This window comes from Cellulosimicrobium sp. BMG9.22 (assembly GCF_059159975.1).
In genome coordinates, this window is the sequence record NZ_JBZGBY010000018.1 from 69,167 (window position 1) to 89,929 (window position 20,763).

Sequence of the window (20,763 nt, forward strand, 5' to 3'; positions counted from 1 at the left end):
GCGCTCTCAGAGCTTCGTCACGGGCGAGTAGCGCAGCAGCAGGCGCTTCGTCCCGTCGGCGCCGAAGTCGATCTTCGCGACGGCGTTCGCGCCGGCACCCTCGAGGGCGACCACGGTCCCGAGCCCGTAGGCGTCGTGCGTGACCTTGTCCCCGACCGCGAGGTTCGGGACGTCCCCGTCGGACCGCGGCGTCGCCGACCCGAACTTCGCCCCGTTCCCCCCGCCGGAGCCGAACGTCGAACCCGACGCGCCCGACCGGGACGACCCGGCGCCCGCGGAGGGCGACGAACCGGCAAAGCGGGGTCGGGGGGACGACGACGGCTCGTGGCGGGTCTGGCGGGAGCGGTCCGAGGAACGAGGACCGCGGAGGGTAGACCCGTCGTCGTCGCCCCGACCCCGCGATCCCGACCAACCACCCGACCCGCGGCCCCACACCGACCCACCGGCCCGCAACGTCGCCATCGACGACTCGCGCCGCCGCCAGTCCCACAGCTCCTCCGGGATCTCCTCGAGGAACCGGCTGGGCGGGAACTCGTTCGCCATGCCCCACGCCGACCGCACCGCCGACCGCGACACGTAGAGCCGCTCGCGCGCGCGCGTGATGCCCACGTAGGCGAGCCGGCGCTCCTCGGCGAGCTCGGCGTCGTCGTGCAGGGACCGCATGTGCGGGAAGGTGCCGTCCTCCATGCCGGTGAGGAACACGACGGGGAACTCGAGGCCCTTGGCGGTGTGGAGCGTCATGAGCGTGACGACGCCCGGATCCACCTTCTCCTCGCCCTCGTCGTCGTCCGCGTCGGCGTCGTCCGCGGGGATCTGGTCCGCGTCGGCGACGAGCGACACACGCTCGAGGAAGTCGGACAGCGTGCCCTCGGGCTCGAGCTCGGTGAACTCGGTCGCGACGGCGTGCAGCTCGGCGAGGTTCTCGACGCGCGTGGCATCCTGCGGGTCGTCGCTCGCGCGCAGCTCGGCGAGGTAGCCGGTGCGGTCGAGGACGGCACCGAGGATGTCGGACGGCGTCGCGCCCGAGTCCGCGAGCTCGCGCAGGCCGGTCATGAGCTCGACGAACCCGCGCAGCGGGTTGAGCGTGCGGTTCGTCAGCCCGGGGATCTCGTCGATGCGGGCGAGCGCGGCGCCGAACGAGATGCGCTCGCGGTCGGCGAGCGCCGCGACGGCGCCCTCTGCCCGGTCGCCGAGCCCGCGCTTGGGCGTGTTGAGCACGCGGCGCAGGTTGACGTCGTCGTCGAGGTTGTCGATCGCGCGCAGGTACGCGACGGCGTCCTTGACCTCGCGCCGCTCGTAGAAGCGCGTGCCGCCGACGACCTTGTACGGCAGGCCGACGCGGATGAGCACCTCCTCGAGCGCGCGCGACTGGGCGTTGGTCCGGTAGAAGACCGCGACGTCCCCGGGGCGGACGCCGTCGCTGTCGCCGAGGCGGTCGATCTCCTCGGCGACGAACCGCGCCTCCTCGTGCTCGTTGTCGGCGACGTAGCCGATGACCTTCGCGCCCGCGCCGGAGTCGGTCCACAGGCGCTTGGGCTTGCGGTCGGGGTTGCGCGCGATGACGGCGTTGGCGGCGGACAGGATGTTCTGGGTCGAGCGGTAGTTCTGCTCGAGCAGAATCGTCCGGGCGTCGGGGTAGTCGGCCTCGAACTCGAGGATGTTGCGGATCGTCGCGCCGCGGAACGCGTAGATCGACTGGTCCGCGTCGCCGACGACCGTGAGCTCGGCCGGGTCGAGCGCGGGGACCTGCGCCTCGCCCGTCCCGCTCGTGGCGGCGTCCGTCGCGGCGCTGTCCGCGCCGACGCCTGCCAGCTCGCGCACGAGCACGTACTGCGCGTGGTTGGTGTCCTGGTACTCGTCGACGAGCACGTGGCGGAACCGGCGGCGGTAGTGCTCGGCGACGGCGGGGAACGCCTGCAGCAGGTTGACCGTGGTCATGATGATGTCGTCGAAGTCGAGCGCGCTCGCCGCGACGAGCCGCGCCTGGTACCGCGTGTAGACGTCGGCGAGCACCTGGTCGAACTCGGGCACGCTCGCGCCCCGTGCCGCCAGCCCCTCGTCCGTCGCGTGCGCCCCCGAGTCCCGCGCGTACGTCTCGGGGTCGATGAGCTCGTTCTTGAGGTCGGAGATCTTGTTCGCGAGCGACCGCGCGGGGTACTTCTTCGGGTCGAGGTCGAGCTCGCGCGTGACGAGCGTGATGAGGCGCTGCGAGTCGGCGGCGTCGTAGATGGAGAAGCTCGACCGGAGCCCGAGCGTCTTCGCCTCGCGCCGCAGGATCCGCGTGCACGCGGAGTGGAACGTCGAGACCCACATGCTCCGCGCGGCCGGCCCGACGAGCGACTCGACGCGCTCGCGCATCTCGGCCGCAGCCTTGTTCGTGAACGTGATCGCGAGGATCTGCCCCGATCGGGCCCGGCTCGTCGCGAGCAGGAACGCGATGCGGTGCGTCAGCACCCGCGTCTTGCCCGACCCGGCGCCCGCGACGATGAGCAGCGGGCCGCCCGCGTGCACGACCGCCTCGCGCTGCTGCGGGTTCATGCCGTCGAGCAGCGCGTCGGGGTCGATGTGCGCGTAGCGCCCGCGCCGCTCCCCGGGTGCCACGCCCGACGACGCGCCGTCGCCTGTGCTCTCTGCGCGGCCCGGGTCGACGCTGGGCACGGCAGAGCCCGTGCCGTCGGGCACGGCGGCGTCGTCGGTCCAGCGCGGGGCGGTCCGGGGCAGGCGGGACTCGCCGCCGTGGTCGACGCGCGGGCCGTCGAACAGCGTGTCGAGGCCGGGCAGCGGGAGATTCTCGAAGAGCGAAGCCATAGCCCCTCAAGCCTAGGCGCCCGCACCCACACCCGGCGCCGCGCTCGCCGATGAGTCCCGGCGTCGGACACGGTCGTCACCGTGGAGGCCGCGTACCCCACGCGGCGCGAAGGAGGACAGCCATGACGAGCACCAACCTCACGGGCGTGCACACCGTCGCGGTCCCGGTCACGGACCAGGACCGCGCCCTGGAGTTCTACACGGGCACTCTCGGCTTCGAGGTCCGCATGGACGGCGAGCTGCGGGAGGGGTTCCGCTGGATCGAGGTCGCTCCGCCCGGCGCCGCGGCATCGGTCTCGCTCGTCGCCGCGGGCGACGGACTGACCGCCGGCGTCGACACGGGCATCCGGCTCATGACGACCGACGCCGCGGGCGACCATGCCGCGCTCACCGCGGCGGGCGCCGACACCGGCGAGCTCCTGCGCTGGACGGCGTGCCGCCGATGTTCTCGATGCGCGACACCGACGGCAACACGTTCTACGTCATGGAGCTCCCGGGCTGACGCCCGCCCCGGTGCTCAGGCCGAGACCGAGACGGTCGCACCGGCCGTCGTCGGGTCCTCGATGAGGTCGACGACCGCCGCCGCGAGGTCTGCTCGGCGGATGGCGTAGTGCCACCTCACGTTGCCGTCACGTCGCGACCGATAGGTGCCACGAGCCTTCCCGTCCTGGAGCATCGGGGGGCGGACGAGCGTCCAGTCGAGGCCGCTCCCCGACACCAGCCGCTCGGTCGCCGCGAACGCTGCGTTCTCCTCCCGCAGCGTCCGGGCGAGGATCGGCTTCGCGACGTACCGGCTCAGAGGGTCGTCGCCGTCGACCACCCACCCGCTCGCGCTCAGCGCCACGAGCCGGCGGACGCCCGCGCGGTCCGCCGCGCGCACGACCGCCTCGGTCGCGCGGGACTGGACGTCCCGCGGCTCGCGCTTCACGGGGCCGACGCACGACACGACGAGGTCAGCGCCGGACAGTGCCTCGGCGAGCTGGTCGACGTCCAGCGCGTCCGCGACGGCTGTCGCGTCGGGCCGGAGGTCGCCCAGGCGGTCGGGACGGCGGACCACCGCCACCACGTGGTGCCCCCGTGCCTGCGCCTCCCGGACCACCTCCCGTCCGGTCCGGCCGCTCGCTCCGACGACGGCAATCTTCATGATGCCTCCTGGTTCGTGGGTGAGTAAGTGTTTACTCACCCCTAGGATGGACCCGTGCGACAGAACCGTCAAGAGGCGACGTGCGGCGTCGAGGCAGACCGATGAGCGCGCGCGAGCGGATCCTCGACGCCGCGGCGACCGTCCTGCGGACCCACGGCATCGCCGCCACGACGACGCGTGAGATCGCCCGCGCGGCCGGCTGCTCCGAGGCGCTGCTCTACAAGAACTTCGCGGACAAGCAGGACCTCTTCCTCGCGGTCCTCTCCGAACGCATGCCCCGGCTGGCCCCACCCGACGACCTGGTCGGCGGGCGCGCCGTCCCGGAGAACCTCACGACTCTCGTCGAGCAGCTCCTCGGCTTCTACGTGCGCACGTTCCCCGTCGCCGCCTCGATCTTCGGGACGCCGGAGCTGCTCGCCGCCCACCGCGCGGCGATGGAGCGGCACGGCGCAGGCCCCGAGTCGCCGGCCCACCACCTGCGGGCGTACCTGGACGCCGAGGTCGGTCACGGCCGCCTTCCGGCCGCGCTCGACACACGGTCGGTCGCCCGGGTCCTCGCGGGGGCGGCCCTCTTCGAGGCCTTCATCGCCGCCTACACCGGCGCGGACGAGGTGCCCGACGCCGCCGCCCGCGCGCGCGGGATCGTCGCCGTGGTCGAGCCGCTCCTGGAGTGACCTCGCTCGCCCGTGGCGCGTGGTCGCTCGCGGGCCGGGGCCCGTCAGGTCAGCGCAAGGCCGACGCCCCACGCCGCGGCGGCGAGCAGGCCACCGAGGAGCTGGACGAGGATCGTGATGCCGGTCGCCTGCATCGCGGCGACGGTCGCGCGCCACGCGGCGCCGCGGTCGCGGCGGCGCAGCAGCTCGGCGACGAAGACCGCGAGCACGAACCCGATGAAGAGCCCGATCACCGGGATGACGAAGAAGCCGACGACACCCGCGATCCCGCCCCACACGAGCGTCGACCAGGGGACCTCCGCGCGCCGCATGTGCCGGCCGGCCAGCACGTACTGCGCGACCTCGGCCGCCACGACGACGAGCGCCGCGACGGCGAAGACGACCCACGCGGCAGCACCCCCCGTGACGATCGCCCACACGAGGATCGCGCCCAGCACGAGCACGTTGCCGGGCAGGATCTGCACGACGATCCCGATCAGCCCGACCAAGATCGCCAGCCCGACGAGGACTTCTCCGCCCATGCTCACGGCGCCCACCCTCGCACACGACACCGAGAAGTGAGCATCCGCCCCCGAATCGGCCGTATCTGGGGCGGATGCTCACTTCTCGTCGGCGCAGACCGGAATCATGCGGTCACCTGCGCGGAGCGAGCGGGACCAGTCGGGAGTGCGCGACGCCGTCGACCACCCAGGCGCGGATCATCGCGCTGAACAGCTCGGGGTCCTCGGCGCTCCACTGGTGGTGCATGCCGGGGGCGAGCCGCACGACGGCGTCCGGCAGGCGGCGCTCGATCGTCGCCAGCGCATCGCGCGCCGGGCGCACGTCCCGTTCACCCGCGACGGCGAGCACCCGCGCACCGGACTCGGCGATCCCGTCCGGCCAGCACCCGCCGTAGACCTCCGGCACCAGTCGTTCCTGGTTGTCGCGACGGAGCGCGAGCCCCGAGCGCACGAACACGTCCCGCGCGTCCGCCGGGATGCCCATGGCGCGGGCCTGAGCCTTCCAGTACCAGGGTCGGTCCCACACCCGCAGCTGGGCGCGCCCGAACGCGCCCGCGAGGCCGGGGACGCCGTCGAGCACGGCACCGGAGGCGAGGACCGAGGTGACGATCCCCGGGTGCCTCGCCGCGACGCGCAGGGCCACGATGCCGCCGAACGACAGGCCGACGAGGTGCACCTCGCGCGAGGTGGCGAGGCGTGCGACCGTCGCGGCCACGTCGTCGGCGACCGCGTCGATCGACACCAGGTCCTCGGCCGCCCTCGACCCGTATCCCGGGAGGTCGGGCGTCCAGAGGTCGAGGTCGTCGAGGTGCTCGACCTGCGGCTCCCACATCCACGACGCGACGTTCCCGCCGTGGAGCAGGACCACGGAGATCCCGCCCGTGCCGGGCGCAACGGTTCGCCTGGCCGGGTGGTGCACGAGGTAGGCCGGCGCGCTCACGAGAGCACCTCCTTCTCGGTCTCGTCGAGCCACACGAGCTCCGCGCGCGCGTGGGCGAGGCCGTTGCGGAGCGTGGCGAGACGCAACGCGAGGCCCCGCGTGCCGCGCACGCCGGACGGGTCGGGCCCGTCCTCCGCCGTGAGCGCCTCGATCCTCGACGCCTCGGCGGTCAGGACGGCGACCGCCTCCTCGGCCTGCGCGCGCCGGGCGGCGAGGAGCGATACGACTCCCTCCTCGTCGAGCTGGTCGCCGAAGAAGACCCGTCCGAGGAACGGGTCGCGGGAGTCCTCGGGCTCGAGCGGCGAGGCGAGCCAGCCGCGCAGCGCGGCGCGACCCTCCTCGGTGATGCGGTGGACCTTGCGGTCGGGGTAGCTCTCCTGGGGCACGACCTCGACCTCCGCGAGGCCCGCCTCGACGATCGCCGCGAGCGTGCGGTACAGCTGCGAGCGGTCGGCCGCCCAGAAGTGGTTGACGGACGAGTCGAACGCGCGCTTGAGGTCGTAGCCGGTCATGGGCTGGATCGTGAGCAGCCCGAGGACGAGATATCTGAGGACCATGCGACTAGTGGATCATGCACATAGGTGCCCGTCAATGCCCCTCCGCAGCACGCACGCGCCCGAGGGATGACGAAGGCCCGCCGGCGGACGATCCGCCGACGGGCCCGGTGGAAGAGCCGTCAGTTCCAGAACACCGCGACGAGGATGTTGACCAGCGTGAGGCCACCGATCGCGTGCTTCACGCCGGGCGCGACGGCGCCGTCGGACGCCGTCGCCGCCTGCCGCTTCGCGACGAACGCGAGGACGGCGATCACGAGCGCGACGGCGAGCTTGACGCCGATCTTGGCCATGTCCGGACCGGAGTCACCCCACACGGAGGCTTCGCCGATCCCGACCATGGCGATGCCCGCGACGAGCGCGGTGAGCGCGCCGTGGAACACCCCCTTGTACAGGCCCGGCGAACGCAGGGACGCGAGGTAGCCGCCGAACACGATGGCCCAGCCGATGAAGTGCAGCGCGACGAACACGTTGTAGAGGAAGTCCATGCCGACATCCTATTTGCTGACGCCGGTGTCGTGAAAGTTTGCACAAGGTGATCTGCGTCCGATTCGACACGGGTAGCTAATCTTGACTGATCCGGTCTACTCTTCTCGGTTTCCCACCATGCGGACGAGGGGTGTCCACCGCTGCGGACCGCCGCTATGGTTCTCGGCATGACCACGGCAGCGCGCACCCTCCTCGTGACCTCGCGTCACGGGATGCGGGCGTGCGCGCACACGTGTCTCAGCTGTTGTCGCTGAACCGCGCCCGACTCAGCGCGAGCCCCGCTCGCCTCTCCCCCCGGAGAACCCCTGAGAACCGGCGCGCGCCGTCGGTCCTCAGCCACTCGCACCCTCGCTGAGCGCTCGCCGTCGCGCGTCCCCGCCCCCGAACGAGGACTCGAGGAACACCGATGACGCAGGTCACGACGGTGCCGGACGCGACCGGAGACGTGCCGGCCCGCCCCGATCGGCCCGCCCCCGCTGCGGGCGAACGTCCCGCCCGCCCGGCGCGCGCCGCCCGGCCGAACGGGCAGTGGAAGGTCGACGGGACCGAGCCGCTGAACGCCAACGAGAGGTGGAAGCAGGAGGACGGCGGCCTGTCCGTCCGCGAACGCATCGAGACGATCTACGCGCGGGACGGCTTCGACTCGATCACAGGCGACGACCTGCACGGGCGGTTCCGCTGGTGGGGCCTGTACACGCAGCGCAAGCCCGGGATCGACGGCGGCAAGACGGCGACGCTCGAGCCGCACGAGCTCGAGGACAAGTTCTTCATGCTGCGGGTCCGCATCGACGGCGGCGCCCTGACGACCGAGCAGCTTCGTGTCATCGCGGACATCTCGAAGGACTTCGGGCGCGACAGCGCCGACATCACCGACCGGCAGAACATCCAGCTGCACTGGGTCGAGGTCGAGAACGTCCCCGAGATCTGGCGCCGACTCGAGGCGGTCGGGCTGCAGACCACCGAGGCGTGCGGCGACGTCCCGCGCGTGGTGCTCGGCAGCCCGGTCGCCGGGATCGCCGCGGACGAGCTCATCGACCCGAGCGCGGCCATCGCCGAGATCACGCGGCGCTACATCGGCATCCCCGAGCTCGCCAACCTGCCCCGCAAGTTCAAGACGGCGCTCACCGGCCACCCGAGCCAGGACGTCGTGCACGAGATCAACGACGTCGCGTTCGTCGCGCACCGCCACCCCGAGCTCGGCGTCGGGTTCGACGTATGGGTCGGCGGCGGGCTGTCCGCGAACCCCCGCCTCGGCGAGCGTCTCGGCGTGTTCTGCACCGAGGAGCAGGTTCCCGACGTGTGGCACGGCGTCGCGCAGATCTTCCGCGACTACGGCTACCGCCGTCTGCGCAACAAGGCGCGTCTGAAGTTCCTCCTCGCCGACTGGGGCCCGGCGAGGTTCCGCGAGGTGCTCGAGACCGAGTACCTCGGGTACCGGCTCCCGGACGGCCCGCCCGCGCCCAAGCCGCCGGTGCCCGGCGACCACGTCGGCGTGCACCAGCAGAAGGACGGGCTGAACTACGTCGGCGCGGCGCCGTACGTCGGGCGGGTCTCCGGGACGATCCTGGGGAACGTCGCCGACCTCGCCGAGTCCGTCGGCTCGCACCGGGTGCGCCTCACGCCCCACCAGAAGCTGCTCGTGCTGGACGTCCCGGACGAGCACGTCGAGCACGTCGTCTCGACGCTCAAGGCCAACGGCCTCGACGCCAACCCGAGCCCGTTCCGCCGCAGCACCATCGCGTGCACCGGCATCGAGTACTGCAAGCTCGCGATCGTCGACACCAAGGACACCGCGACCGCCACGATCGACGAGCTCGAGAAGCGCCTCGGCGACCTGTCGGGCATGAAGCCGCTGTCGCTGCACGTCAACGGCTGCCCCAACTCGTGCGCGCGCATCCAGACGGCGGACATCGGCCTCAAGGGTCAGCTCGTCCTGGACGACGCCGGCGAGCAGGTCCCCGGCTTCCAGGTGCACCTCGGCGGCGGGCTGGCCTCGGACGACCGCGAGGTCGCCGGCATGGGCCGCACCGTGCGCGGGCTCAAGGTCACCGCGACGGACCTGCCCGACTACGTCGAGCGCGTGGTGCGCCGCTACGAGGCTGACCAGGCCGGCAGAGCCGGGCGAGAGACCTTCGCCGAGTGGGCGCACCGGGCCGACGAGGAGGCGCTCCAGTGAGCGAGGACCAGGGCGCGACGACCACGACGGCCGGCACCACGCCGTCCGGCAACCCCGACCCGCTGGCCGCGCTGCGCGCCGCGGCGAAGGCCAAGGCCGAGCAGCGCGAGAACGCGAAGGCCGCGCACCACGCCGAGCGCGCGCGGCAGGTCGAGCAGGGCCGCGAGAAGCGGTCCCTCGACGAGCTGCGCGAGATCGCGCGGCGCGGCGAGGAGCTGCTGCACGGCGCGGGCACGCCCGGCGTCGAAGGCGCCACGCGCCCGGAAGCGACGGCCGAGGAGGTCATCGCCTGGGCGGCGCGCGAGTTCGGCACGTCCGTCGCCGTCGCGTGCTCGATGGCCGACGCCGTGCTCCCGCACGTCGTCGCGGCGCAGGTCCCCTGGGTCGACGTGCTGTTCCTCGACACCGGCTACCACTTCGCGGAGACGGTCGGGACGCGCGACGCCGTCGAGCAGCAGATGGACGTGACGATCGTCGACGTCCACCCCGAGCTCACGGTCGCGGAGCAGGACGCCGCGCACGGGAAGGACCTCTTCGCGCGCGACCCGGCGCTGTGCTGCCAGATGCGCAAGGTCGAGCCGCTGCACCGCACGCTCGCCGGCTACGAGGTGTGGGTCACGGGCGTGCGTCGCGACGAGGCGCCGACCCGTACGAACACCCCGCTCGTGACGTTCGACGAGAAGAACGGGCTCGTGAAGATCAACCCGCTCGCGGCGTGGTCGTTCGACGACCTGCTCGCCTACGCCGCGCGGCACCAGGTGATCCTCAACCCCCTGCTGAACGACGGGTACCCGTCGATCGGCTGCCTGCCGTGCACCCGGCGCGTCGCGCCGGGCGAGGACCCGAGGGCCGGCCGCTGGGCGGGGCTCGACAAGACAGAGTGCGGACTCCACGTATGAGGACGGGCATGACGACCATCGACCTGACGACCGACGTACCGGCACCCGCCGGCGCGCCCTCGGCGGCCGCCGCGCCGGCCGCGACCAGCTCCACCGGGGCAGCGCTGCCCGGGGCGAGGCGCCTCACGCAGCTCGACGCGCTCGAGAGCGAGGGCATCCACATCATCCGGGAGGTGGTGGCCGAGTTCGAGCGCCCGGTGCTGCTGTTCAGCGGGGGCAAGGACTCCGTGGTGATGCTGCACCTCGCGGTGAAGGCGTTCGCGCCCGGCCCGGTGCCGTTCCCCGTGCTGCACGTGGACACGGGCCACAACTTCCCCGAGGTGCTCGCCTACCGCGACGCGACCGCCGAGCGCCTGCGCCTGCGCCTCGAGGTCGCGAGCGTGCAGGACTACCTCGACGACGGCCGCCTGCGCGAGCGCGCCGACGGCACGCGCAACCCGCTCCAGACCCAGCCCCTGCTCGACGCGATCACCGGCCACAAGTTCGACGCCGTGTTCGGCGGCGGCCGCCGGGACGAGGAGAAGGCGCGCGCCAAGGAGCGCGTCTTCTCCCTGCGCGACGAGTTCGGCCAGTGGGACCCGCGCAACCAGCGCCCCGAGCTGTGGAACCTCTACAACGGGCGCCACCGGCCGGGCGAGCACGTGCGCGTGTTCCCGCTGTCGAACTGGACCGAGCTCGACGTGTGGCGGTACATCGCCCGTGAGCGCATCGAGCTGCCCGAGCTGTACTACGCGCACGAGCGCGAGGTGTTCGACCGCGACGGGATGCTGCTCGCCGTCGGGCCGTACTCGCTCCCGCGCACCGACACCGAGGCCGCGTCCCTGCGGACCGAGACCGTGCGGTACCGGACCGTGGGAGACATGTCCTGCACGGGGGCCGTGCGCTCCGACGCGACGGGCGTCGACGACGTCATCGCCGAGGTCGCGGCCACGCGCATCACCGAGCGCGGCGCGACCCGCGCCGACGACCGCCTCTCCGAGGCCGCCATGGAAGACCGCAAGAAGGAGGGGTACTTCTGATGGGCGCCCACACGACCGACGTACCCGCCACGGACGAGACCGGGGGCGCGCTGCCGCTCGACGACACGCGCCGCGGCACGCTCCTGCGCCTCGCGACCGCCGGGTCCGTCGACGACGGCAAGTCCACGCTCGTCGGCCGCCTGCTCTACGACTCCAAGTCCGTCCTCGCGGACCAGCTCGACGCCGTCGAGCGCGTCTCGCGCGACCGCGGGCTCGAGACGGCGGACCTCGCGCTGCTCACCGACGGCCTGCGCGCCGAGCGCGAGCAGGGCATCACGATCGACGTCGCGTACCGCTACTTCGCGACGGCACGGCGGTCGTTCATCCTCGCCGACTGCCCCGGGCACGTGCAGTACACGCGCAACACCGTCACCGGGGCGTCGACGGCGGACGTGGTCGTGCTGCTCATCGACGCCCGCAAGGGACTGCTCGAGCAGACGCGCCGCCACCTCGCCGTCGCGAGCCTGCTGCGCGTGCCGCACGTCGTGGTCGCCGTGAACAAGATCGACCTCGTCGGCTACGCCCAGGACCGTTACGAGGAGCTGGCCGCCGACATCCGGACGGCCGCGGCGGCGCTCGGCGTCGGCGACGTGCACACGCTCCCCGTGTCCGCGCTCGTCGGCGACAACGTCGTGGACCATGGCAGCGCGAACACGCCCTGGTACGACGGCCCGAGCCTGCTCGAGCTGCTCGAGGAGCTGCCCACGGGCGACGACCCGGAGACCGAGGCGTTCCGCTTCCCGGTGCAGGTCGTCATCCGGCCGCAGGGGGCGGCGGCCGAGGGGTACCGCGACTACCGCGGGTACGCCGGGCAGGTCGCGTCGGGCCTGGTGCAGGTCGGGGACGAGGTCGTCGTCCTGCCGTCCGGGCGTCGCACGACGGTCTCGGGCATCGACACCGCCGACTCGCTCGCGTCGGGCGCCACGCTCACCGAGGCGTTCGCCCCGCAGTCCGTGACGATCCGCCTCACGGACGACGTCGACATCGCCCGCGGCGACCTCATCGCCGCCGCGGCGGAGGCCCCCGAGGTCACGCAGGACGTCGAGGGCACCGTCGCGTGGCTCGCCGACCGCCCGCTCCTGCCGGGGGCGCGCGTGCTCGTCAAGCACACGACCCGGACCGTGCAGGCCGTGGTGCGCGACGTCGTCGGGCGCCTCGACCTCGACACCGCCGAGCTCGAGCCCGCGGAGCGGCTCGAGCTCAACGACATCGGCCGCGTCACCCTGCGCCTCGCGGCGCCGATCGCGGCGGAGGAGTACGTCGTCGCACGACGCACGGGCGCGTTCCTGCTCGTCGACGCCCAGGACGGCGGCACCCTCGCCGCCGGCATGGTCGGCGACGCGCTCGCCGCCGTCCGACGCCCCGCCGAGCGCCCCGGCGCATACACGATCTGAGGCCCTCCATGACGACCAGCGAGCCGATCGACGAGGCGCGGCGCTCTCCCGCGCACGAGACGTACCCGCTCGGGCTGCGCCTCGACGGCCGGCTCGCCGTCGTCGTCGGCGGCGGACCGGTCGCGGCGCGTCGCACGCGCGGCCTCCTCGACGCGGGCGCCGTCGTGAGCGTCGTCGCGCCGTTCCTGTGCGAGGAGCTCGCAGACCTGCTCGTCGCGCACGGACCGGGCGACACCGGGGTCCACGCGCACGCCGTCGCCGGTAGCGCCCGCGGGGTGCGGCTCACCTGGGTGCGCCGCGACTACCTCACGGGCGACCTCGACGGCGCGTGGCTCGTCCACACGGCCACGGGCGACCCCGGCGTGGACGCGCAGGTCGCGGCCGACGCCGAGGCCGACCGCGTCTTCTGCGTCACCGCGGGGGACGCCGACCTCGCGACCGCCTGGGTGCCGGCCGTCGCGCGGACCCGCGTGCCGTCGTCGGGGGCGGGTGCCGAGATCACCGTCTCCGTCAACGCGGGCCGCGACCCGCGCCGCGCCCAGCGCGTGCGCGACGCCGTCGCAGCGCTCCTGGAGACCGGCGAGCTGCCGCTGCGCGCGACGCGTCCCGACTCGTCGGCGGCGTCGCCCTGCGTGGACGCCCCTGCCGACGCCGACGTGCAGCTGGCCGGTGCGATCACCGCTCCGCTCGTGCGACCCGTGGGCTCGGTCGCGCTCGTCGGCGGCGGTCCCGGTGACCCGGGCCTCATCTCCGTGCGCGGGCGACGCCTGCTCGCGGAGGCGGACGTCGTCGTCGTGGACCGGCTCGGGCCGCGGGGGCTGCTCGCGGAGCTGGGCGAGGACGTCGAGGTCGTGGACGTCGGCAAGACGCCGGGCAACCACCCGGTTCCGCAGGCGGAGATCAACCGGATCCTCGTGCACCACGCGCTCGTCGGGCTGCGGGTCGTGCGGCTCAAGGGCGGCGACCCGTACGTGTTCGGGCGCGGCGGGGAGGAGCTGGACGCCTGCCGCGCGCACGGCATCCCGGTCGAGGTCGTGCCCGGCGTGACGAGCGCCGTCTCCGTACCCGCCGCGGCGGGCATCCCTGTGACGCACCGTGGGATCTCGCGCGGGTTCACCGTGCTCACCGGGCACGAGGACGTCGGCAAGGTCCCCGCCGCGAGCGACCACACGGTCGTCCTGCTCATGGGGGTGTCGCGGCTCGCGGAGACCGCGGACGCGCTCGTCGCGCAGGGCCGCTCCCCCGAGACGCCGGTCGCGGTCGTCGAGGACGGCTACGGCCCCCGCCAGCGCACGACCGTCGGCACGCTCGCGACGATCGCCGACCGCGCGCGCGAGGCCGGCGTCCGCCCGCCCGCCGTCACGGTCGTCGGCGACGTCGTCACCCTCTCCCCGGCCTGGACCCCCCGCTGAGTGCATGAAATAGTCGCCCTCGAATCGGTTCGAGGGCGACTATTTCATGCACTCAGCGGCGCGGGGCGGCTCAGAGGAGGCGGCGCTGGGCCGCCCAGCGGGTGAGCTCGTGGCGGGACGAGAGCTGGAGCTTGCGGAGCACCGCGGACACGTGGGTCTCGACGGTCTTGATGGAGATGAACAGCTCCGACGCGACCTCGCGGTAGGTGTAGCCGCGCGCGATGAGGCGCATGACCTCCTGCTCGCGCGCGGAGAGCCGGTCGAGCTCGTCGTCGTGCAGCGCGACGTCGCCCGCACCGGTGCCGAACGCGTCGAGCACGAACCCGGCGAGACGCGGGGAGAACACGGCGTCCCCTCCCGCGACCTGCCCGACGGCGGCCGACAGGTCCGGCCCCGAGATCGCCTTGGTCACGTACCCCCGCGCGCCGGCGCGGATGACCGCGACGACGTCCTCCGCGGCGTCGGACACCGACAGCGCGAGGAAGCGCACGTCCGCGAGCACGTCCGCGCAGCGCTGGATGACCTCCGCCCCGCCGCCCCCGTTCCCGCCGGGCAGGTGCACGTCGAGCAGCACGACCGGTGGCCGCAGCTCGTGCACGCGCGCGACCGCGGAGTCGACGTCGTCCGCCTCGCCGACGACCGTGACGTACGCGGGGTCGAGGCTCGCCCGGACGCCCGCGCGGAACATGTGGTGGTCGTCGACGAGCACCACGGGGACCGGGCCCCCCGGGCCTGCGGCGCTTTCCGTCGTCGGGCCAGGGATCGTCGTCACGGGGCCTCCTGGGTCTGGTCCGGCGCGCGGGCGGGCTCCGGTCGCGGTGCTGGTGCTGGTGCTGCGGCGGCGCGCGGCACGCGCAACCGTACCTCGGTGCCCCACGCCGGGCGGCTGATGATCTCGGCCTTGCCGCCGCGGCGCTGCACGCGACCGAGGATCGACTCGCGCACGCCGAACCGGTCGGGCGCGACGTCGTCCATCGCGAACCCGTCGCCGCGGTCGCGGACGAACACCTCGACGGCGTCGTCGCTCACCTCGAGGTAGACCGAGTAGGGCGGGCCGCCGTGCGCGACGGCGTTGACGAGCGCCTCGCGCGTCGCCTGGAGCAGCGCCGCCGTCTCCTGCGTCGGGGTGCAGTCGCCCACCATGACGACGTCGATCACGACCGGTCCCGCGTCCAGGCCGTCGGGGCTCCCGATCGTCTGCGCGCGCCGGCCGATGCGGCCGTCCTCCACCTCGGCGACGAGTGCGCGCAGCTCGGCCGCGAGCGACGTCCCGGGCGACGGCCGGTCGTCGTAGAGCCACTCGCGCAGCTCGCGCTCCTGGGCGCGCGCGAGGCGCGCCACCGTGTCGGAGTCCGACGCCCGCGCGCGGATGAGCGCGAGCGTCTGGAGGACGGAGTCGTGCAGGTGGGCCGCGATGTCGGCCCGCTCGGCCTCGCGGGCGCGGGCCGCGCGCTCGTTCCCGAGCTCGCGCACGAGGCGCAGCCACCAGGGCGCGAGGACGAGCGCGGCCCCACCGAGCACCGCGACCGACGCGACCGTCGCGTTGACGATCTGCGACGGCCGCGCGTCCTGGCCGATGAGCAGCACGATCCCCACGAGCACGATCACGAGCCCGCCGGCGATGCGCAGGAAGCCGACCGGCGTCCGTCCGCCCGCGCGGGTGAGCAGGCGGCCTCGCTCGGTCGCGTCGAGCTGACTCCAGGCGAGCGCCGCGCCCGCGAGCGCGATGAGCACGGGGATCACCCACGACACCTCGACGTCCACCCCGGTCCGCAGCGCCACGAGCAGACCGGCCCCGCCGAGCAGGACGACGCCGATCGCGACGTCGCGCACCGGGAGCTGGCGCACGTCGCCCCGCAGGCGCGGCGCGAGGCGCGACAGCGACGCCGGCCGCTGCTCGTCGCGCGCCGCCGCGGGGTCTCCCGACGGGACGGTGAGCCACCAGAAGACGTAGAGCGCCAGGCCGGCGCCGCCCGCGAGCCCGAGGAACGCCATCGCGAGGCGCACCGCGCCGACGCGGACCCCGAGGTGCGCCGCCAGGCCCGCGCACACGCCACCGATCCACCGCCCCTGATCGGGGCGGCGCAGCGGGAGGTCGCGCGCGGTCGCCGGTGTCGTCACCCCCCGATCGTCACACGTCGTGCGCTCGACAGGGGCATCCGGGGCGGGAAACCAGGGTGGCCGGGGGACGGGTTCAGGGTCGGATCAGGGAGGCACCCGATACCGGCGGAACGCCCCGCGGACGACCATGGAGCCATGAGCACTCCTGACCTTCCCGATCCCGGCACGCAGCCCGGTCCCGCCGCGGCTGACCCCGCGGCGAGCGCGCAGCCGGGCCCCGGCCCGCAGGGCGGTCCGGTCGGCCCCACGCCGGGCGGTCCGGCCGGCCCCACGCCGGGTGGCACCGGAGCACCCCGGCCGGCCGGCTCCGACGGCTTCTTCGACGCCGTGCGCCGTGTCGGCATCGCCCGGTCCGACGACCGCTGGATCGGGGGTGTCGCCGCAGGCGTCGCCGAGCGCTTCCGCATCGACCCGCTCATCGTGCGCGGCATCCTCTTCGTGACGTTCTTCCTCGCGGGTGCCGGGTTCGTCCTCTACGGCGTGGCGTGGGCGCTGCTCCCCGAGCGTCGCGACGGCCGCATCCACCTCCAGGAGGCGCTGCGCGGGAACGTGGACGTCGCGCTGCTGGGTGCCGCCGCGTCCGTCGTCGTCGGCCTCTCCTGGAGCGGCGGCTGGTGGTCGTGGTGGGACGCTCTCCACCTCGGCTGGCTGACCGGGCTGTTCTGGGTCGCCGCGATCGTGACGATCGCCGTGGTGGCGATCTCGGCGATCACCCAGCGCGGCCCGCGAGGTCAGGGCACACGCCCGACCCCGCCCCCTGGTGTCCCCGGTCCGGGCTGGCAGGGGCCGGGCGGCCCGGGGTACGGACCCACGGGCGCGACGCCGCCGGTCGCGCCCGCCGGCCCGGTCGACGCCCCGTGGGGCTCGCCAGGAGCGTCGTCCCGTGCGGACTCTGCACAGGACCGCGCGACGTGGGGCGCGCAGACGACGTCGTACGCGTCCGGTGGTCCGGCCACGACCGCACCCCTTCCCCCGTACCTCGCGGACGCGTCGACGGGCACGCCGCGGCCTCCGGTCCCGCCGGTCGCTCCGGCCCCCGTCCGACCGACGGCGCCGAAGCCTCCCCGCCCGCCGCGCCCGAAGGGGCCGGGCTCGGCCATGACGGGGATCGTCGTGGGGCTCAGCCTCCTGCTGGGCGCCCTGCTGCTCATGGTCGACCGGCAGGGCGAGCTGCCCTGGCCGGTGTTCCTCACCTGGGTGGGCGCGTCGGTCGTCCTCGCCGGTCTGGGCATCGTCGTGAGCGGCCTGCGTGGACGCACGAGCGGCGGCCTCGGGTGGCTCGCCGTGCTCGCCCTCGTCGTGGCCCTGCCCGCGGCGGCGTGGCGCTCCGAACCGGAGCTGCTGCTGTTCGACGGCACGCGGACCGTCGAGGACGGGACGCACCGTGTGACCGACCCCGAGGTCGCCGAGGAGGGGTTCGGGGTGCGCTGGGGCGACCCGACGATCGACCTCTCGGACCTCGACCTCTCCGACGCGACCGGCCGCTCCCCCGTGGAGGTCCCGGTCCAGCTCGGCGCCGGCGACGTCCGGGTGATCGTGCCCGACGGCGTGCCCGTCCGCGCCGACGTCCAGGTGATCGCCGGGAGCGCGCGCTGGAACGTGGACGGCGACGACCGGGAGATCGACGGAGTCAGCACGCAGTCGGTGACGTTCGACAACGACGAGGTGGACGCCGGGGCCGACCCCGTGCTCGTGCTCGACGTCCTCGTCGGCGCCGGCCAGGTCACGATCGAGGAGAACTGATGAGCAACCCCCTGGACCGCGAGAACACCGCGGGCGACGACACGCGACCGCTGGGCGACGAGCTGTTCGACGGCCAAGAGACCGGGTCGGGCGACCGGCCGACCGAGCCGCTGCCGCCGACGCCCGCCGGCCCAGCGCCGTCGACGCCCGCCGGCCCTGCGCCGTCGGGATCGGCGTCCGGCCCGCTCGGCGCCCCCGAGCCGCCTCCCCGCCCCCGGGGACCGCGCGTCGCGACGATCGTCTGGGGGTTCGTGGTCGTCGCCTTCGGCGCGGTCGCGCTCGCCGCGGCGATGGGCGCTCGCGTCGACATGGGCCTCGCGGCGATCGCCGTGCTCGTCGTCGCGGGCGTCACGCTCGTCGTCGGCTCGATCGTCGCGGGCGCACGCCGCCGGCGGAGCTGACGGGGCCCTGCCGGACGGCCGGCCGCTCCTGACGGGGAGCCGTCCCGGACGTCACCGAAGGGCCGTGACCGTCAGGTCACGGCCCTTCGGTGTGCCCGAGCGACGCCGTCCCGCACGCTCTCTGCGGTGCGACCCGTCGAGAGCGGGTCATCGGCGCCCGGACGGGCAGCCGGAGAGATCAGGGGTTCGGCTCGTCGCGGCGATCGGGCGGCGTCGTCGTCTGCCCGGTGGTCGTCGTCGGACCCGTGCTCGTGGGCGGCACGGCGTCGCGGGAGGTGTCGGTCGCGGGGGCCGTACCCGCCGCGGCGGCGGCCTCGGGCGAGGCGCCCGGTGCCGTCGGGGTGCCGGTCCCGGGCGCGCCGGTCGGCTCCGTGACGGCGGCGTGCGCCGGGGCGGGGGACGCACCGGCCGCGGCGGCCCGTGCCTCGGCCCCCGGCGTGGAGAGCGCAGACGTGCGGCTCGGCGGCTGGGCGGGCGGGGTCGCCTCGGGGCGAGCCGGCGGCCCGGTGGGCGCCGCGTGCGCCGGGGCCACGTGCCGCCCGGCGTCCGACAGGTCACCCGACGACGTGGAGGCAGCAGGCGTCTCGACCGCGACGCTCGGGCCGCCGGCGAGCCGCCGCAGCGCCATGCCGACGAGGACGAACAGGATGCCGAGCCCGACGACGAGCGCGGCGACCCCGAACGCGACGACGGACGTGAAGAGGGAGGCGCGGAGGAACGACGCCGTCATCACGGTGTTACGGCGCTCATCGTCCTGCGGGAGCTGCGCGTAGGTCTGGCCGTCGGTCGCCTCGAGCGCGTGCTCGTTGATGACCTCGGCCTGCGCGTACGCGGTGAGCGGCCCGTTCACGTGGCGGCCCGCCATGAAGGAGGCGTCTTCCGAGACGGTGATCTCTTCCGCGGAGAGCTGGTTCGACACCACGATCCACGTCGCGACGCCCGCGAGGATCAGGATGATGCCGGCGATGATCGAGACGAGGCCGATGCCCCGCGCCCCCTTCGCCGGTGTGACGGTGACGGTGCTCGACATGGCGCGTTCTCCCCTTCGTCAGGACCCACCCGATCCGTCCCCTGCGGCGGCGCGCTCGGCGCGGTACCCGTGAGGACGGTCGAACCACCAGCTCGGGACCACGGTAGCGACGACGGCCTGCCGGCGCGCGGCGAACGCGCACCTCAGGGGCACGACGCGGTTGGTCACCGCGGCGAGGACCGCAGGGATGGGAGGATGCCGTCCGTGCGCATCACCCACCTGACCGACTGCTACCTGCCCCTGCTCGGCGGGATCGAGACCCAGGTCGCGCGGCTCGCGCAGCAGCAGGCGGAGGCAGGGCACGACGTCTCGGTGGTCTGCACGACGCCGTCCCGCCCGGGGGCGCACGGCGTCACCACCGAGCGGGACGGCGCGGTCACGGTCCACCGGCTCGCCGCGCGCATCCCGGGCGGCTACCCCGTCCATCCGCGCGCCCCCCACCACGTGGCGAGGATCCTGCGCGGCGCGCGGCCCGACGTCGTGCACCTGCACATGGGCATGCTCACGCCCTCGACCCAGGCCTCGCTGCGCACCGTGGTTCGCGCGGGACTGCCTGCCGTGCTCACCGTGCACAGCGTGTGGGGCGGCGCCGAGCGCGCGTTCGCCGCGCTCGACCGCGTCGTGCGGTGGTCGCGCTGGCCGGTGCTGTGGTCGGCGGTGAGCGAGCTCACCGCGGCCCCGCTGCGCCGCATCGTCGGGGACCGCGGCGAGGTCGTCGTGCTGCACAACGGCCTCGACCTCGACGCGTGGCGCGTCCCGCGCACGGAGCGCGCGGACCGCATGGAGGGTCCGGCCGTGCACGTCGTCACGGCCACGCGGTTCGCGCCGCGCAAGCGCGTGCTCCCGCTCCTCGACGTGGTGCGCGACGCCGTCGCGCGCCTCCCCGAGGGCGCCCTCCACGTGACGGTGGCCGGGGACGGCCCCGAGCTCGACGCGGCACGCCGGTTCGTCACCGAGCACGGCCTCGGGAGCGTCGTCTCCCTGCCGGGGCGCCTCGACGCGACCGGCCTGAAGCGCCTCTACGCGCGCGCCGACGTCTTCGCCGCACCGGCCGTCGAGGAGGCGTTCGGCATCGCGGCCCTCGAGGGCCAGGCCGCGGGCCTCGCCGTCGTCACGCGCTCGCAGTCGGGCGTCGCGGAACGCCTCACCGACGGCGTCGACGCGCTGCTCGCCGACGACGACGCCGGCCTCACCGACGCGCTCGTCCGCCTCGCGACCGACCCCGACCTCCTGGACCAGATCGTCGCCCACAACCGCGACGTCCCGTCCTCGGCCGGCTGGCCGCGCGTCCTCAACGACGTCGAGGCCGCCTACGCCCGAGCCGCCACCCTCACCGCAGCCCGCACCCAGGGCCGCTGACCTGCCGCCGACGACGAAGAGCGCTCAGGACGCCACCACGCACCGATCAGGCCGACCTCGAGGACCGGGGTCCGTCACGACGCCCTGAGGCGAGCCGACC

General features: G+C 74.3%; 19 protein-coding genes. 10 read left to right on the plus strand and 9 right to left on the minus strand.

What is annotated here, in order from left to right:
- Nucleotides 1-6: 6 nt before the first annotated feature.
- Entirely contained in the window at nucleotides 7-2,808 is a 2,802-nt protein-coding gene (locus tag AC4H2H_RS13095; RefSeq protein ID WP_494371247.1) for a UvrD-helicase domain-containing protein, read from the minus strand.
- 122 nt (nucleotides 2,809-2,930) lie between these two features.
- On the opposite strand from AC4H2H_RS13095, the gene AC4H2H_RS13100 reads away from it, so the two are divergent.
- A complete protein-coding gene (locus tag AC4H2H_RS13100; protein WP_494371248.1) occupies nucleotides 2,931-3,419 on the plus strand; it encodes a VOC family protein in 489 nt (162 codons plus the stop codon).
- Here AC4H2H_RS13100 and AC4H2H_RS13105 read toward each other — a convergent pair.
- Nucleotides 3,326-3,952: an NAD(P)-dependent oxidoreductase gene (locus tag AC4H2H_RS13105; protein WP_494371249.1), complete on the minus strand. Its 627-nt coding sequence runs from the start codon at nucleotides 3,950-3,952 to the stop codon at nucleotides 3,326-3,328. The genes AC4H2H_RS13100 and AC4H2H_RS13105 overlap by 94 nt on opposite strands.
- 101 nt (nucleotides 3,953-4,053) lie before the next feature.
- On the opposite strand from AC4H2H_RS13105, the gene AC4H2H_RS13110 reads away from it, so the two are divergent.
- Nucleotides 4,054-4,626, plus strand: coding sequence for a TetR/AcrR family transcriptional regulator (locus AC4H2H_RS13110; RefSeq protein ID WP_494371250.1), 573 nt, complete (start codon nucleotides 4,054-4,056; stop codon nucleotides 4,624-4,626).
- A gap of 44 nt (nucleotides 4,627-4,670) precedes the next feature.
- Here AC4H2H_RS13110 and AC4H2H_RS13115 read toward each other — a convergent pair whose 3' ends face one another.
- From AC4H2H_RS13115 to AC4H2H_RS13130, 4 genes are all read right to left on the minus strand, one after another.
- Nucleotides 4,671-5,153, minus strand: a complete 483-nt coding sequence (locus AC4H2H_RS13115) for a DUF456 domain-containing protein (protein WP_494371251.1) — start codon at nucleotides 5,151-5,153, stop codon at nucleotides 4,671-4,673.
- A 106-nt stretch (nucleotides 5,154-5,259) separates the two neighbouring features.
- On the minus strand, nucleotides 5,260-6,066 hold the full coding sequence (locus tag AC4H2H_RS13120) for an alpha/beta fold hydrolase (protein ID WP_494371252.1): 807 nt from the start codon (nucleotides 6,064-6,066) through the stop codon (nucleotides 5,260-5,262).
- Complete coding sequence (locus AC4H2H_RS13125; RefSeq protein WP_494371253.1) at nucleotides 6,063-6,623, minus strand: PadR family transcriptional regulator; 561 nt, start codon at nucleotides 6,621-6,623, stop codon at nucleotides 6,063-6,065. The genes AC4H2H_RS13120 and AC4H2H_RS13125 overlap by 4 nt, the downstream gene beginning before the upstream one ends.
- A 119-nt stretch (nucleotides 6,624-6,742) precedes the next feature.
- A complete protein-coding gene (locus AC4H2H_RS13130; protein WP_494371254.1) occupies nucleotides 6,743-7,108 on the minus strand; it encodes a hypothetical protein in 366 nt (121 codons plus the stop codon).
- Nucleotides 7,109-7,515: 407 nt separating this feature from the next.
- On the opposite strand from AC4H2H_RS13130, the gene AC4H2H_RS13135 reads away from it, so the two are divergent.
- The 5 genes from AC4H2H_RS13135 to cobA all read left to right on the plus strand — a co-directional run bounded on the left by AC4H2H_RS13135 (nucleotide 7,516) and on the right by cobA (nucleotide 14,009).
- Nucleotides 7,516-9,285, plus strand: a complete 1,770-nt coding sequence (locus tag AC4H2H_RS13135; RefSeq protein WP_494371255.1) for a nitrite/sulfite reductase — start codon at nucleotides 7,516-7,518, stop codon at nucleotides 9,283-9,285.
- A gap of 215 nt (nucleotides 9,286-9,500) precedes the next feature.
- On the plus strand, nucleotides 9,501-10,184 hold the full coding sequence (locus tag AC4H2H_RS13140; protein WP_494371266.1) for a phosphoadenylyl-sulfate reductase: 684 nt from the start codon (nucleotides 9,501-9,503) through the stop codon (nucleotides 10,182-10,184).
- Nucleotides 10,185-10,192: 8 nt separating this feature from the next.
- Nucleotides 10,193-11,203, plus strand: coding sequence for a sulfate adenylyltransferase subunit CysD (gene cysD, locus AC4H2H_RS13145; protein WP_494371256.1), 1,011 nt, complete (start codon nucleotides 10,193-10,195; stop codon nucleotides 11,201-11,203).
- A complete protein-coding gene (locus AC4H2H_RS13150; RefSeq protein ID WP_494371257.1) occupies nucleotides 11,203-12,597 on the plus strand; it encodes a sulfate adenylyltransferase subunit 1 in 1,395 nt (464 codons plus the stop codon). Before cysD ends, AC4H2H_RS13150 begins: the two co-directional genes overlap by 1 nt.
- Nucleotides 12,598-12,605: 8 nt before the next feature.
- Nucleotides 12,606-14,009 carry a uroporphyrinogen-III C-methyltransferase gene (gene cobA, locus AC4H2H_RS13155; RefSeq protein WP_494371258.1) on the plus strand — a complete coding sequence of 468 codons (1,404 nt, stop codon included), beginning with the start codon at nucleotides 12,606-12,608 and terminating at the stop codon, nucleotides 14,007-14,009.
- A 70-nt stretch (nucleotides 14,010-14,079) separates the two neighbouring features.
- Here the strand turns inward: cobA and AC4H2H_RS13160 are convergent, their stop codons facing one another.
- A complete protein-coding gene (locus tag AC4H2H_RS13160) occupies nucleotides 14,080-14,697 on the minus strand; it encodes a LuxR C-terminal-related transcriptional regulator (RefSeq protein ID WP_494371267.1) in 618 nt (205 codons plus the stop codon).
- Between the two features lie 80 nt (nucleotides 14,698-14,777).
- Nucleotides 14,778-16,130, minus strand: a complete 1,353-nt coding sequence (locus tag AC4H2H_RS13165; RefSeq protein WP_494371259.1) for a PspC domain-containing protein — start codon at nucleotides 16,128-16,130, stop codon at nucleotides 14,778-14,780.
- A gap of 135 nt (nucleotides 16,131-16,265) precedes the next feature.
- Here AC4H2H_RS13165 and AC4H2H_RS13170 point away from each other — a divergent pair, with 135 nt between their 5' ends.
- Together AC4H2H_RS13170 and AC4H2H_RS13175 are read left to right on the plus strand one after the other, a co-directional pair.
- The gene (locus tag AC4H2H_RS13170; protein WP_494371260.1) at nucleotides 16,266-17,873 is read left to right on the plus strand and encodes a PspC domain-containing protein; all 1,608 of its coding nucleotides are present in this window, start codon (nucleotides 16,266-16,268) and stop codon (nucleotides 17,871-17,873) included.
- Nucleotides 17,873-18,274, plus strand: coding sequence for a hypothetical protein (locus AC4H2H_RS13175; protein WP_494371261.1), 402 nt, complete (start codon nucleotides 17,873-17,875; stop codon nucleotides 18,272-18,274). Before AC4H2H_RS13170 ends, AC4H2H_RS13175 begins: the two co-directional genes overlap by 1 nt.
- Nucleotides 18,275-18,452: 178 nt before the next feature.
- On the opposite strand, the gene AC4H2H_RS13180 is transcribed toward AC4H2H_RS13175, so the two are convergent.
- On the minus strand, nucleotides 18,453-19,304 hold the full coding sequence (locus AC4H2H_RS13180) for a hypothetical protein (RefSeq protein WP_494371262.1): 852 nt from the start codon (nucleotides 19,302-19,304) through the stop codon (nucleotides 18,453-18,455).
- Between the two features lie 204 nt (nucleotides 19,305-19,508).
- Here AC4H2H_RS13180 and AC4H2H_RS13185 point away from each other — a divergent pair, with 204 nt between their 5' ends.
- Nucleotides 19,509-20,663, plus strand: coding sequence for a glycosyltransferase family 4 protein (locus AC4H2H_RS13185; protein WP_494371263.1), 1,155 nt, complete (start codon nucleotides 19,509-19,511; stop codon nucleotides 20,661-20,663).
- Nucleotides 20,664-20,763 lie beyond the last annotated feature (100 nt).

Excerpts from the sequence above, each read along its gene's own strand:
- AC4H2H_RS13095 (WP_494371247.1), bottom strand. The coding sequence starts at position 2,808 with ATGGCTTCGCTCTTCGAGAATCTCCCGCTGCCCGGCCTCGACACGCTG.
- AC4H2H_RS13100 (WP_494371248.1), top strand. The coding sequence starts at position 2,931 with ATGACGAGCACCAACCTCACGGGCGTGCACACCGTCGCGGTCCCGGTC.
- AC4H2H_RS13105 (WP_494371249.1), bottom strand. The coding sequence starts at position 3,952 with ATGAAGATTGCCGTCGTCGGAGCGAGCGGCCGGACCGGACGGGAGGTG.
- AC4H2H_RS13110 (WP_494371250.1), top strand. The coding sequence starts at position 4,054 with ATGAGCGCGCGCGAGCGGATCCTCGACGCCGCGGCGACCGTCCTGCGG.
- AC4H2H_RS13125 (WP_494371253.1), bottom strand. The coding sequence starts at position 6,623 with ATGGTCCTCAGATATCTCGTCCTCGGGCTGCTCACGATCCAGCCCATG.
- AC4H2H_RS13130 (WP_494371254.1), bottom strand. The coding sequence starts at position 7,108 with ATGGACTTCCTCTACAACGTGTTCGTCGCGCTGCACTTCATCGGCTGG.
- AC4H2H_RS13135 (WP_494371255.1), top strand. The coding sequence starts at position 7,516 with ATGACGCAGGTCACGACGGTGCCGGACGCGACCGGAGACGTGCCGGCC.
- cysD (WP_494371256.1), top strand. The coding sequence starts at position 10,193 with ATGACGACCATCGACCTGACGACCGACGTACCGGCACCCGCCGGCGCG.
- AC4H2H_RS13150 (WP_494371257.1), top strand. The coding sequence starts at position 11,203 with ATGGGCGCCCACACGACCGACGTACCCGCCACGGACGAGACCGGGGGC.
- cobA (WP_494371258.1), top strand. The coding sequence starts at position 12,606 with ATGACGACCAGCGAGCCGATCGACGAGGCGCGGCGCTCTCCCGCGCAC.
- AC4H2H_RS13160 (WP_494371267.1), bottom strand. The coding sequence starts at position 14,697 with ATGTTCCGCGCGGGCGTCCGGGCGAGCCTCGACCCCGCGTACGTCACG.
- AC4H2H_RS13170 (WP_494371260.1), top strand. The coding sequence starts at position 16,266 with ATGAGCACTCCTGACCTTCCCGATCCCGGCACGCAGCCCGGTCCCGCC.
- AC4H2H_RS13175 (WP_494371261.1), top strand. The coding sequence starts at position 17,873 with ATGAGCAACCCCCTGGACCGCGAGAACACCGCGGGCGACGACACGCGA.
- AC4H2H_RS13180 (WP_494371262.1), bottom strand. The coding sequence starts at position 19,304 with ATGTCGAGCACCGTCACCGTCACACCGGCGAAGGGGGCGCGGGGCATC.